Source organism: Photobacterium kasasachensis, from assembly GCF_050336885.1.
GTDB lineage: Bacteria > Pseudomonadota > Gammaproteobacteria > Enterobacterales > Vibrionaceae > Photobacterium > Photobacterium kasasachensis.
On record NZ_JAKJSH010000028.1, the window covers coordinates 1 to 12,430 of the forward strand.

General features: G+C 47.4%; 11 protein-coding genes and 3 tRNA genes. 6 read left to right on the forward strand and 8 right to left on the reverse strand.

Translation table 11 applies throughout. From position 1 onward, the window contains the following. Nucleotides 1-45 precede the first annotated feature (45 nt). From L4D19_RS26865 to L4D19_RS26880, 4 genes are all read left to right on the forward strand, one after another. Nucleotides 46-130 (forward strand) — tRNA-Tyr (locus L4D19_RS26865). Nucleotides 131-209: 79 nt separating this feature from the next. Then, a tRNA-Tyr gene (locus L4D19_RS26870) sits at nucleotides 210-294 on the forward strand. Nucleotides 295-374: 80 nt separating this feature from the next. Beyond that, a tRNA-Tyr gene (locus tag L4D19_RS26875) sits at nucleotides 375-459 on the forward strand. A gap of 176 nt (nucleotides 460-635) precedes the next feature. Continuing rightward, nucleotides 636-2,366: a response regulator gene (locus L4D19_RS26880; protein ID WP_428454947.1), complete on the forward strand. Its 1,731-nt coding sequence runs from the start codon at nucleotides 636-638 to the stop codon at nucleotides 2,364-2,366. A 23-nt stretch (nucleotides 2,367-2,389) separates the two neighbouring features. On the opposite strand, the gene L4D19_RS26885 is transcribed toward L4D19_RS26880, so the two are convergent. From L4D19_RS26885 to L4D19_RS26895, 3 genes are all read right to left on the reverse strand, one after another. Further along, complete coding sequence (locus tag L4D19_RS26885) at nucleotides 2,390-3,352, reverse strand: glutathione S-transferase family protein (protein ID WP_428454948.1); 963 nt, start codon at nucleotides 3,350-3,352, stop codon at nucleotides 2,390-2,392. Between the two features lie 159 nt (nucleotides 3,353-3,511). Then, nucleotides 3,512-4,591 carry a type III PLP-dependent enzyme domain-containing protein gene (locus L4D19_RS26890; protein ID WP_428454949.1) on the reverse strand — a complete coding sequence of 360 codons (1,080 nt, stop codon included), beginning with the start codon at nucleotides 4,589-4,591 and terminating at the stop codon, nucleotides 3,512-3,514. A gap of 227 nt (nucleotides 4,592-4,818) precedes the next feature. After that, nucleotides 4,819-5,733, reverse strand: coding sequence for a LysR family transcriptional regulator (locus tag L4D19_RS26895; protein WP_428454950.1), 915 nt, complete (start codon nucleotides 5,731-5,733; stop codon nucleotides 4,819-4,821). Between the two features lie 212 nt (nucleotides 5,734-5,945). Between L4D19_RS26895 and xthA the strand changes: the two genes are divergently transcribed. Beyond that, nucleotides 5,946-6,752: an exodeoxyribonuclease III gene (gene xthA / locus L4D19_RS26900; RefSeq protein ID WP_428454951.1), complete on the forward strand. Its 807-nt coding sequence runs from the start codon at nucleotides 5,946-5,948 to the stop codon at nucleotides 6,750-6,752. A 95-nt stretch (nucleotides 6,753-6,847) separates the two neighbouring features. On the opposite strand, the gene L4D19_RS26905 is transcribed toward xthA, so the two are convergent. The 4 genes from L4D19_RS26905 to L4D19_RS26920 form a co-directional block, all read right to left on the reverse strand. Further along, nucleotides 6,848-7,525, reverse strand: a complete 678-nt coding sequence (locus tag L4D19_RS26905) for an ABC transporter permease (RefSeq protein WP_428454952.1) — start codon at nucleotides 7,523-7,525, stop codon at nucleotides 6,848-6,850. Between the two features lie 3 nt (nucleotides 7,526-7,528). Then, on the reverse strand, nucleotides 7,529-8,269 hold the full coding sequence (locus L4D19_RS26910; RefSeq protein WP_428454953.1) for an ABC transporter permease: 741 nt from the start codon (nucleotides 8,267-8,269) through the stop codon (nucleotides 7,529-7,531). 99 nt (nucleotides 8,270-8,368) lie between these two features. Continuing rightward, a complete protein-coding gene (locus L4D19_RS26915) occupies nucleotides 8,369-9,145 on the reverse strand; it encodes an ABC transporter substrate-binding protein (RefSeq protein WP_160653227.1) in 777 nt (258 codons plus the stop codon). An 82-nt stretch (nucleotides 9,146-9,227) separates the two neighbouring features. Next, a complete protein-coding gene (locus tag L4D19_RS26920; RefSeq protein ID WP_075763174.1) occupies nucleotides 9,228-9,998 on the reverse strand; it encodes an ABC transporter ATP-binding protein in 771 nt (256 codons plus the stop codon). Between the two features lie 404 nt (nucleotides 9,999-10,402). On the opposite strand from L4D19_RS26920, the gene L4D19_RS26925 reads away from it, so the two are divergent. Next, the gene (locus tag L4D19_RS26925) at nucleotides 10,403-12,010 is read left to right on the forward strand and encodes an ABC transporter substrate-binding protein (protein ID WP_428454954.1); all 1,608 of its coding nucleotides are present in this window, start codon (nucleotides 10,403-10,405) and stop codon (nucleotides 12,008-12,010) included. 13 nt (nucleotides 12,011-12,023) lie between these two features. Here the strand turns inward: L4D19_RS26925 and L4D19_RS26930 are convergent, their stop codons facing one another. After that, complete coding sequence (locus tag L4D19_RS26930; RefSeq protein WP_428454955.1) at nucleotides 12,024-12,332, reverse strand: ArsR/SmtB family transcription factor; 309 nt, start codon at nucleotides 12,330-12,332, stop codon at nucleotides 12,024-12,026. Between the last annotated feature and the right edge of the window lie 98 nt (nucleotides 12,333-12,430).

The window sequence follows — 12,430 nt, forward strand, 5'->3', positions numbered from 1 at the left end:
GACAGTTTTCTGGCTTTAAAAGCCGATAATTTAGCAACACCCCGTGGAGGGGTTCCCGAGTGGCCAAAGGGATCAGACTGTAAATCTGACGGCTCCGCCTTCGATGGTTCGAATCCATCTCCCTCCACCATCATTTTGAAAATTGTTTAGCTCACTAGAGTGGCCGACAGTTTTCAGGCTTTAAAAGCCAACAACTAGCAACACCCCGTGGAGGGGTTCCCGAGTGGCCAAAGGGATCAGACTGTAAATCTGACGGCTCCGCCTTCGATGGTTCGAATCCATCTCCCTCCACCATCATTTTGAAAATTGTTTAACTCACTAGAGTGGCCGACAGTTTTCTGGCTTTAAAAGCCGACAATTTAGCAACACCCCGTGGAGGGGTTCCCGAGTGGCCAAAGGGATCAGACTGTAAATCTGACGGCTCCGCCTTCGATGGTTCGAATCCATCTCCCTCCACCATCATTTATAAGCCAGTTGCGCAAGCAGCTGGCTTTTTTTGTGCTGTTTTTTTGTTCTTACTAACTCAAAAAAAGACTACCATTTAAGAAGAATCTCTTTTTTGAGACAAAGCCGATCCTGCAAATCACGCTAGAGTAAAACCAAATGCATATTTGATGCTAACGCAGGGGTATGTTATGGCCCAGTTCCAGAGCAGCAACTCTCAATCAATTGATATTGATTTCAGTAAGTTAAGAGTACTGATTATTGATGATCAGCGTACAGCTGCGGCCATGTTAAAAAGCCTGCTGAACAACCTTGGGCTTCGCAATATCGACGTCTCACTCACCCATCAACATGCTATCGAAAGCTGTAAAAAGCATCATTACGATCTGCTGCTAACCGACTACCACCTTGATGCCACCCTCAACGGCTTTGAACTACTTTGTCTGCTGAGAAAACGTAAATATATCTCGGCTGATTGCGGCATCATCATGATCTCCGGCGATGCTTCTACCGAGGTGATTCTGACCTCGATGGCTGTCGAGCCTGACAGTTTTATGACCAAGCCTGTTACTCTGTCAGGGCTCAAGAGGAAATTAACTGAAGTGCGTATAGCATGTGTCGAGCGCAAACCGATTTACGAGGCGCTGGAGGTACATGGGATCACTATGGCTATCGAGCTGTGCAAAAAGCAGCTGAGAGAGCAAGGGCATAACCATCGAACTGAAGCTTTATTGCTGGATTTGCTTATTGAATCCGGGAAATGGGAACAGGCCGAGCAGATTACCACTATTTTAAAACGAAAAAATCCCACCCATCAGATTAGTCTGATTGAAGCTCGCCTTCTGCACCATAAGGGCATGCTGGCCGATGCCATTGCGGTACTTGAGCAGCTTATCAAACGCTCGCCGCTTATTATGGATGCCTACGACTGCCTGTCTCATTACCAGGAAGAGAGCCAGCATTATTACGAAGCGCTCACAACAGCCGAAACCGCCTTGAGCTTCACTCCGAGCATCAGCCACCGGGCACTGAGAGTTGCCCAACTGGCCGCAGATCTTAATAACACAGAGAACCTTGTTAGCGCAGGAAAAACACTTGCCTCGCGACTGCCCATTATTGATATCGGCTGGATCATTCGCTTTGCCGAATTTACCGCGATTTTTGAACAGCTGTACTTTGCTCAATCAACAAATAAAAGCCGCAGGGTTCTTCGACAGGAACTGAAAGCGATCCACCATCGTGCCCACTCAAGGTTGCTGCCTATTCAGCAACCCTTCCTGGATTGCTTTGGACATGTTACGCTTGCCAGACTCTATCTGGCTCAAGAACAGCCCCTTAAGGCCAAGCGGCGGCTCATGCTCGGTTTGTCGACCTACTTCGACTCTATAACCAAGCTGCCCTCGGTGATTCTGGCCGATGTACTGCCCGCCTTGATTCACCTTGGCGAAACAAAGCTGATTGGCGAGATAAACCGAGCCCTGAAACTGCGCGATCAGTTTGACGGCCATAGCCAAAACCGCCTTGACGCACTAAGAAGCAATGAGGCACTGATACAGTCAGTGAGAAATCTCGAAAGCACCCTCGCCCATTGCTATCAGCTATTTGATATTCATCAGGCAGACCAGGCCCTGATTCTCTACGAGCAAATTCTCATTGATTACCCCTACTGCAGTGAAGCACACATAGGACGGTTGCAGTGTCTATATCTTCTGAAGCAATTTGACGAGGACAAGATTCGGCAGAGCCTGCAAGCAGTTTCTGCCATGCCATTACCGGATGATCTGGCACAATGGCGCGATAATGTGCTGAGTCTGATGAGTGAACCGCAACATCCCCCTCACCAGATACGGCTGGCAGTGGCCTACAGAAAGAGAGCCAGCCACTACCTACCCGCCAGTATCCAAACGCCACTAGCCAGCTAGTCCGGCACGAGAGTACGAAGGAATTACAGTCGATCGCGGCCGTGAGGAGACAACAAGTCCAACTCCGGTCCTAGCGGAACAACGCCAGTCGGATTGATCATGGTATGACTGAAATAGTAATGACGCTTGATGTGGTGAAAATCGACCGTTTTCGCCACTTCTGAATATTGATATAGCTCTTTGAGATAACCTTGAATGTTCGGGTAATCAGCAATCCGCTTAAGGTTACATTTAAAGTGGCCAACATAGACGGCATCAAACCTGACCAAGGTAGTGAAGAGGCGCCAGTCCGCTTCTGTCAATGTATCACCGGCAAGGTAGCGACTCTCAGCCAGGTGATTTTCAACCTTATCTAATGCTGCGAACAACTCTTCGAACGCAACATCATAAGCTTCTTGCGTAGTCGCAAAGCCGCAGCGATACACACCGTTGTTGATGGTTGGGTAGATATAATCATTCCACTTGTCGATGTCAGCACGCAGCACCTGCGGGTAATAATCGTCAGTGTTGCCGGTGATATGGTTGAATGCCGAGTTAAACATCCGGATGATTTCTGACGACTCATTGCTGACAATGGTCTGGGTTTGTTTGTCCCATAATACGGGAACTGTTACCCGGCCAGTATAATCCGACTTAGCTTTGCTATAGAGCTGGTGCATATGTTGAAAACCATACAACGGCTCGGGCTCACGGAATACCCAGCCCTGCTCCCCCATATCCGGGCTCACCACCGTCACATCGATATGTGGCTCCAATCCTTTAAGATGACGGAAAATCAACGTTCGGTGCGCCCAGGGACATGCTAGCGAAACATAAAGGTGATAGCGCCCGGATTCAGCCTTGAAGCCCTGCTGCCCTTCTGGTCCGTTGCTGCCATCGGCCGTTAGCCAATGGCGAAAGCCTGCATCTTCGCGCACAAACTCACCGTCACTTGATTTGGTGTCATACCAGACATCCTGCCATACACCATTTACTAACTTACCCATCTCAACCCCCAGAATTCAGTAAAAAGTCTTTCGTTCTGGCTATAGAGTATAAGTGCTTCCTGACTTAAGGTCGGTATCAAGGGATTGATGATGTTGTTCGAAGTTTCTGAATAGGCAGATATCGCAAGCTATACCTTGAGACCAGCTACCTGATAATGGCTAACACCAGTATTGCTTGGAAACAGCCTTTGAAGCCATGCATTGCAGTACACCATGGTATGAAAGATGAAAATGCAGGGGCTCACCAATTTGATAGCTGGTATTGGCATCAGTGATATCAAGAATCAACACCTTATCCGTCGCCCCGATAATCATAATGCCATCATCGGCAGGCGTTAGCTGCCGAACATCAACATCTCGCTTCCCGATAGCACACAGGGCTCTTAACCTGAGACCGCGATCGTTGAACTGCAGCTCGTGATTGGGCTGTTCTGCATGAATGGAGTACATATAAACAGAAGACTTTTCTTTTATCTCAACGATTTCTGCCTCAAGGCTGATTGCGGACTGGGGCATATCAGGGATTAAAGTCGTATTTAAACCGAGCCCCATGATTAAAGCACTCCCCATACGTAACTGGATCAGGCTGGGCAGGCTATTTTTTTCAGCCATCCTGAGTACAACGCCTGCAATGTCGGCCCCCGACAAGCTCTCGACACTATGGCTGCCTGCAAAGTCAGTAGAACAAATCGAATAAGCTGAATAGTCAGTTGCGTCACCCGTTCCCACCGAGCCCTTTTCATAGTCTTCATAGCACGCCAACTGGCTGCAGATTCCGCCAAACGTCAGGCCCGGTAGCCTTAACACTTGCTCGACCAGTATTTCCGTACCGAAGCCATTAGCCGGAGTATCAGGCAAACTGTCAAAGTTATGAATAAGAATCACCTCATGACTCTTGCTGGCCGCGACCGCCGCTCTCGACAATGCTTCAAGTACTACGCCGTTGGTGTGAAGAGAAATATCAGCATACTCAACAACATCCTCAACATCCGACAACAACACTCTTCGTAGCAGCATTTTCCGTAAAGGAAGATCGGCGATCTTCATCAGGTTTTGTAGCTGTGTATCCCCAATAGTTTGAATACCACCTAATATCATCGCTCGAGCAATCGACTCCGTACCTGCAATCAGCTTGGAAATTCCCACGGGAATAACTCCTTTATCGCCGCAAAGATGTCCCAATATCCGGGCATTGTCTTCAATTACACGAAGGTCAAACGATAAAGAAGGGTGTTGCATAGGTGGAGCCTCAAAATAACCACATCGAAGAGGGCGTAGTTATATCTATTTAGCTCCAACATTAAATAGCTATTTTATTATATTCACTTGGCTTTTTAATAAAGTAAGGGAAAGAGGCCAAAAATAAGACATTACTATTATATATACCTTATTAAAAGTACAACCAGTTTAATATTATCACCACAAAATATTAAGCCAACAATAACACTTGTTACTGCTAATGTTAATTAACTGTCGGTATTAACACCATGAGCCTCTTTAATAGCAGAAACCAAGGCTTTCGCTGCACAGGACAAATCTTGCTGCTCATTTATCGTCAAATAAAAATTCGGCTTATATTCCAATTCGGCAGTTATCGGTATTTTTACCATTTTCTGACGTTCTAACCATATTTGAGCATAATGCTCTGGAAGATAACCAATGAAATGACCAGAGAGAATCATATGTGCAGTTGCTTCCATGTTCGTCGTTTTCGATTTATACGCCTGCTCTTTAATATGATTCAACGGTGTTACCGGGTGGGCCAAGCCACGGTCGACAACAGGATGAGCCAGGATATCATCAGCCGTCACTGTCCGCCCCAAACTCAGGATAGGATGCGAAGGGGTACAATATAAATACTGTTGCTCATTAAAAATATAAATATACTTTAGGCCACTTTTAAACACTTCTGGTGATGTAATCCCAGCGTCAAACTTACTGTCTAACAAGTTTGATTCGATCATTGCCGTATCAAATATATGGGTATTGATATTTACTTTTGAATATCTGTTACAAAACTCACTGATCGCAGTCTGAATGTGGCAATGGTTATTTGTGGCCAGGTTATCGGTTAAACCTATCTGGATGTTTCCACTTGATATATTGCGTATATCATTAATTTCACATTGAAAATCATTGATATGTTCAAACAGTTTCCTACTGGCTTCATAAACTTTTAAGCCATCTGTCGTTAAATTAAACCCCCCTCTTCCGCGTTGGCATAGTGTCATTCCCAGTCGCGTTTCCAAATCACTCATTTTTTTACTTATGCTAGATTGGTGCATATTTAATTGATATTGAGCTGCAGAAAAACCACCACTATCGGCAATTGCCAAAAACAGCTTTAGCAACCGAATATCGATATCATCTATTGGTTTCATTATTGTTAGGCTTGATAAATAGATGGATGAAAATTATCACACCTGTAAATATATTAAAAGTAAGATCTTACTTGTCTCAAAACATTTAGTTTCATCTATTTCCCTAATATTAAACCCGTAACCAACAAGAGTTCTTTCACCGCCTCCCCGGTTGTATGATAAAATCCAACGAATGCCAGTTAACAGCCTGATAACCTTTGGGAATAATTAAAATGAAAGTCATCTCATTCAACATCAACGGCCTCCGGGCTCGCCTTCACCAGCTTCAGGCTCTGATCGACAAACATCAGCCTGACGTGATCGGCCTTCAGGAAATCAAAGTTCACGACGAAGCCTTCCCGCTCGAAGATGTCGAGGCGATGGGCTACAAAGTCTACCACCACGGCCAAAAGGCGCACTACGGTGTTGCTATGCTTTGCAAACAAGAGCCTGTCGAGGTGAAAAAAGGCTTCCCGACCGATGACGAAGATGCGCAGCGCCGTATGATTATGGCAACCTTCGAGCAGGCCGACGGCAAGAAAGTCACCGTCCTCAATGGCTATTTCCCGCAAGGCGATAACATCAGCCACGAGACCAAGTTTCCGGCGAAAGAAAAATTCTATGCCGATCTGATGGGTTACCTGAACGATCACCACAACAATGAAGAAGAAGTGATTGTTATGGGTGATATCAATATCAGCCCTATCGACCTGGATATCGGTATCGGGCCAGCCAACGCCAAACGCTGGCTGAAGACTGGCAAATGTTCTTTCCAGCCGATTGAACGCGAATGGTTGAAAACATTAATGGACTGGGGTTTTGTCGATACCTTCCGCCAGCTTCACCCTGAGGTTGACGACAAGTTCTCGTGGTTTGACTACCGCTCCAAAGGGTTTGTCGATAACCGTGGCCTGCGTATTGATGTGGTACTGGCAACCCCGTCACTGGCAGAGCGCTGTATCGAGGCAGGGATCGACTACGAACTGCGCGGGATCGAAAAGCCGTCTGATCATGCGCCGATTTGGTCGACATTCAAGTAACTGCAAGTCCCGAGCAATGCAAAAAGCCCAGAGAAATCTGGGCTTTCTTTTCTTGCCAGCAAGGCTGGCTCTATTCTCTGTCGGCGCGGTCTCCATCAAGTCAGCGGGCGCAGATGCTTCATCCAGTGACCTTCCAGCTTTCTGAAGCCCCAGATAATGATAAATGTCAGCACCATATAGCACAGACCTGCGAACAAGAAAGACTCAAACGGCGCATAGTAGCGCGAGTTGACAATTCGGGCGGCCCCGGTCAAATCAACGATGGTTACAATACCGGCGACAGCCGAGCCATGGACCATAAAGATCACTTCGTTACTGTAGGCTGGCAGCGCACGTCGCAAAGAACTGGGAAGTATCACCCTACGAAACGCTTGTGGCGTGCTCATGCCATATGCCTTCGCCGCTTCTATCTCACCTTTTGGCATACTATTGATCGCGCCTCGAATGATTTCAGCGGTGTAGGCAGCCGTATTCAGAACAAAAGCCACCAGCGCACAAAACCAGGCATCCTGCCACAGGGTACCCTGAACCACAATCAACTGACTTAATCCGTAATAGATCAGATACAGCTGGATCAACAACGGTGTACCGCGAAAAAAGTAAATAAACGCCCATGCTGGTCCGGACACGACAGGCAGTTTGCTATTTCTGGCAATCCCAATCGGAATCGCAATAATAAGCCCGACAATCAGGGCAACAAACACCATCCATACCGTGGTATAGAAGCCTTCGAGGTAGAGTGGCCAGCTCTCGATAAGAATACTAAAGTCCATCACTTACCTCGCATGAATACTGAATTTACGCTCTACCCACTTAAGTGCCGTGGTGGAAAAAGAGGTAAAGATAAGAAAAATAACAGCAACCGTCATATAGAAGGTAAATGGCATCTGAGTCGTTCCGGCAGCCAGTGCCCCCTTACGGACCATGTCGTCGAGGCCAATAATTGATACCAGAGCGGTTGTTTTGAGCAATACCAGCCAGTTATTACCAAATCCCGGCAAGGCATGGCGGATCATCTGCGGCAACAAAATACGTCGAAAAGAAAGGAAACCACTCATGCCATAGGCTTTTCCGGCTTCAAGCTCACCTTTATCGACCGATAAAATGGCCCCGCGGAAGGTTTCGGCCATATAGGCGCCGAAGATAAAACCAATTGTTAGAATACCGGCGACAAACGGACTGATTTCAACATAGTCCGGCAGATACTCCGTCCACTCATGATTCGGATCCGATGAGGAGAAGTAATTGTTGAGCCATTCATTCATGCTATACAGGCTGTCATTCAACAGCATCTGCCCGCCGAAAAAAATCAGCATCATCAGCACCAGATCAGGGATCCCGCGGATCACCGTGGTATATAGTGTGGCTACCGCCCTCGCCCAGCGATACGGAGAAAGCTTCGCCAACGCACCCAGCATACCTAAGATCATGGCCAGCACTAGCGATAGCAAGGCTACCTGCAGGGTAATCCATGCCCCTTCAACCAGTGACCATTCATATCCTTTTAAATCTAACAAAAGGTTGCTCCTTTATACTGCAAAGGGAGAAGTAACCAGGGACGAGTATCGAGCATCTCGGCTCGATACTCGCCTCTAGAGACTCATACCTACAACGCTTTACTGACCGTAGACATCGTAAGCGAAATATTTCGCTGCAATTTCCTGGTAGATGCCTTTTTCACGCAAAGACTTGATAGCCTGATCCAGCTGCTTGGTGAGGTCTTTGTCTTGCTTACGAACAGCGATACCGAAGCCATCGCCAAACCACTTAGGGTCGGTCAGTGACGGGCCAATAAACTCATAACCATCACCACCGCTCTTATTCAGCAGACCTTCTTCAAGCGCTGAGGCATCACCAAGGATAGTGGCAATTCGGCCTGCCTTAAGATCCAGGTAGGCATCATCAAAGGAGCCGTAACGTACAATAGAAACAGAACCACCATAGTTGTCTGTCAGGTATTTATCGTGAGTTGTTGCACGCTGAACCCCCACCTTCACGCCTTTGAGCCCCTCTTTGGTGAACTCAATATCCGTTCCCTTCCTGGCAACAAACTTGTTTGGAATAAGGGCGTATTTGCCAGTGAAGTCAACTTTCTTCTTGCGCTCTTCGGTAATCGACATCGCCGCAATAATGGCGTCGTATTTACGGGCTAGCAGCGAAGGAATGATGCCGTCCCAATCCTGGGCAACAATCTTACATTTTGCCTGCAGCTCCTTACACAGCGCGTTGGCCATATCAACATCAAAGCCTTTCAGCTCACCGCTTGGCTCTGTCCAGCTAAATGGAGGGTAGGCACCTTCGATACCAAAACGAACAACCTTCCAGTCTTTTGCCTGCACCGATGTTGCACCAAGTGCTGATACCATGGCAGCTGCCAAAATCCATTTTTTCATCTTCTACTCCTGTTGTGTTTGCACCTGAACCGGCCTGTCCCCAAACAAGCCGACGCAGTGATAAAAAAACCGAATACTCAGTTTAGTAAATCGAAGAAATAAACTGCTGTAACCTTTCTGATTCAGGGTTGGTAAATAATTTGTCGGGATGCCCCTGTTCTTCTACCAATCCCTGATGCAAGAACATCACCTGGTTGGACACATCGCGGGCAAACGCCATCTCATGGGTGACCACCAGCATTGTTCTGCCCTCTTGTGCCAAATCCTGCATGACACCCAACACTTCGCCCACCAGCTCCGGATCCAGAGCAGATGTCGGCTCATCAAATAGCATGACTTCCGGATCGACTGCCAGCGCCCTTGCTATTGCAGCCCGTTGCTGCTGACCGCCAGATAAATGGCCCGGGTAATAGTTACGTCGTTCGTACAGACCCACTTTCTTCAGCAACTCCTCGGCCTTTTCGATAGCTTCGGCCTTGGGAACCCCCAATACATGAATAGGCGCCTCGATAACATTACCCAGCACTGTCATATGCGACCACAGATTGAAGCCCTGAAAAACCATCGCAAGCCGCGAGCGAATTCGCTGAACCTGCTTTTCGTCCACCGGTAAAAACTCTCCCCGGCGATTATTTTTCATTTTTATCAGTTCGCCATTCACCCAGATTTCACCCTGAGTCGGGGTTTCCAATAAATTGATGCAGCGAAGAAATGTACTCTTCCCTGAACCGGAAGAACCAATAATTGAAATAACATCGCCACGGTGAGCCGTCAGCGAAATTCCTTTTAGGACTTCATTCTGACCAAAAGACTTATGCAGTTCCTTTACATCAAGCGCCACTACATCTGCCATGCGCGCTAACTCCTGTTGCTCCGTGAATCGGGAAATTACGCTCTTTAATGACTCTCATCTGACCGTTTTTTAGCCTTCTGGCACATAAATTCAGTTATAGAGATATAGTCTGTTTTCCGAGCACTTCATCGAAGGTATCACCACGAACCACAATTAGCAACATTTTGTTAACCTAAAAACCTCAAGAATCAACAGTTAAATAGTGTGCATAATTAGTCATTTATCAGCCCGATCAGGAGATTTGATAATAGCCCCAACTTAAGGTAGGTTATTGCGATAAAATCGTCATAGCGTAAGTCGGGCCGGGTTGGTATATGTATAGAGCCTATTTTAATCAAGTAACTCACTATAGCATTAGGCTGTTACTCATTGGTTTGATAGTGCTTTCCTGTCAAGCAGGAGTATTGGCCCAAGAGCAAGAAAACCGCAGTGTTCTTACTGTAGTCCCGGCCTACGTCGATCAGATTACTGCCAATTTTAACCCTTTCTCCAAGGCAAGCATGCCTACGACGCATGAGTTTATCTTTGAGCCTCTCATTGTTTTCAATACCCTGCAAAACAATAAGCCGGAATACCGACTTGCTACGGGTTACCAGCTGGACCCTGATCTGAAAGGGATCACTTTTACCCTCAGAGAAAAAATATCCTGGTCAGATGGAAAATCATTCACCGCTGATGATGTTGTTTTTTCATTTTCTCTAGCACAAAAATATCCAGAACTTGATTCACATGGCATAAATCAATGGGTAGAAAGTGTAAAAAAACTTGGCCCGCACGAAGTCTATTTCAAGCTTAATAACCCCAATGCCCTCGTCGCCTATAATCTGGTGCTATTGCCAATTGTTCCCAAGCATCAGTGGGAGAAGGTTGCCGATCCCGTTACCTATGCCAATACCACACCTGTAGGTACCGGCCCCTATACCCAGATAGAATCACTTAGCGAAGCAGGTTATCTGCAATGCGGCAACCCGTTCTACTGGCAAGCAAAAGCGCGTCACATCGACTGCCTCCGTTATCCCAAGATCACCAATAACGATGACTTTATCGCGCGGATATCAAAGGGGGAGTTCGACTGGGCTGGATCGTTTATTCCTGATATCGAACGTCAGTATGCCTCCTACTCGCCGGACTTTAAGTACTGGCTACCGCCATCCAGCCCTATCAGCCTCCTATTTAACTTCAAGGCCTCGGAGCCGGAAATAAGATCCGTCTTTGAGGAAGTCGATTTCCGCCGGGCGGTATCTATGTCGGTACAACGTCAGCAACTGATCAATATCGCCGCCTTTGGCCAGGGGGTACCCTCAAGATTCGCCTCGGGGATGAGTCAGCGCTTTGAACATTGGGCCGATCCGATTGCGACAGAGAAATACCTGCCCTATATGACATACAACCCGGAACTGGCAAAAGAGCAGCTGTCGTTGTTAGGCATCGAGGATAAGGATGATGACGGCTGGCGGGAGCTGCCATCCGGCAGCGCGCTGGAGCTAACGCTTCTGACGCCAAGAGGCTGGTCTGATTTTAATACCACCGCCCTGCTGCTGGCGGAAATGCTGGAACAAGTTGGATTGAAAATTCGATTGGTCGAGGCCGATTTTAACCACTTCGTCGACAGCCTGACAGATGGCGACTATACCTTGGCCCTGACCAACTTTCCGCAAGGTCCGACCCCGTTCAAGTACTTCGATACGGCGTTCAATAGCCGTTACCAGGCTCCGCAGTACCCGCGCTATGCCATGCATTTCTATAAAAATGCCCGGGTCGATAGCTTGCTGGCACAGTTTCCGACCGTCTCTACCGCCCACCAGCGGCTGGCCATTATTCGCGAACTCAACGAGATTATTGCCGGCCAACAAGTAACGGTGCCGCTCTACAATACCGTGCAGTTTTATCAGTACAATACACAGCGCTTCACCGGCTGGTTCAACGAAAACAACCCGGTTGCCAGCCCGCTTATCTGGCCACAAACCCCGGAAAGGTTGCTGCATGTTCTCGCCCTGCGGCCAAAATCGTAACGCGATTGGACGTTTATTCCTTTTCTTCACCCGGTGGCTGGCTACTGCAACACTCATCTTGCAAAAAGCCCACCACCCCATCGAGCATGTCGTACTGGGGGATGCAGTAAAGGGTTCTGCCGTCACGTTGTTGCTCTATCAGCCCAGCCGACACCAGCCCTGAAATATGGTGTGATAATGTCGAGCCCGGAATATCCAGCTCTTCTTGCAACTTACCGACAGGCAAACCGTTATAGCCTGATTTCACCAAATGCTTATATACCCGCAAACGCGTCGGATGGCCTAGCTCTTTCAAGGCCTTGGCAACAATTTCTAATTCCATGAGTAAATCCGTCAACTTATATATTTCGATATTATCAGAAATAATTAGCCAGCCCCAAGCGCTTGACCGGTCATATCACCAAAAAAAAGACGGGGACG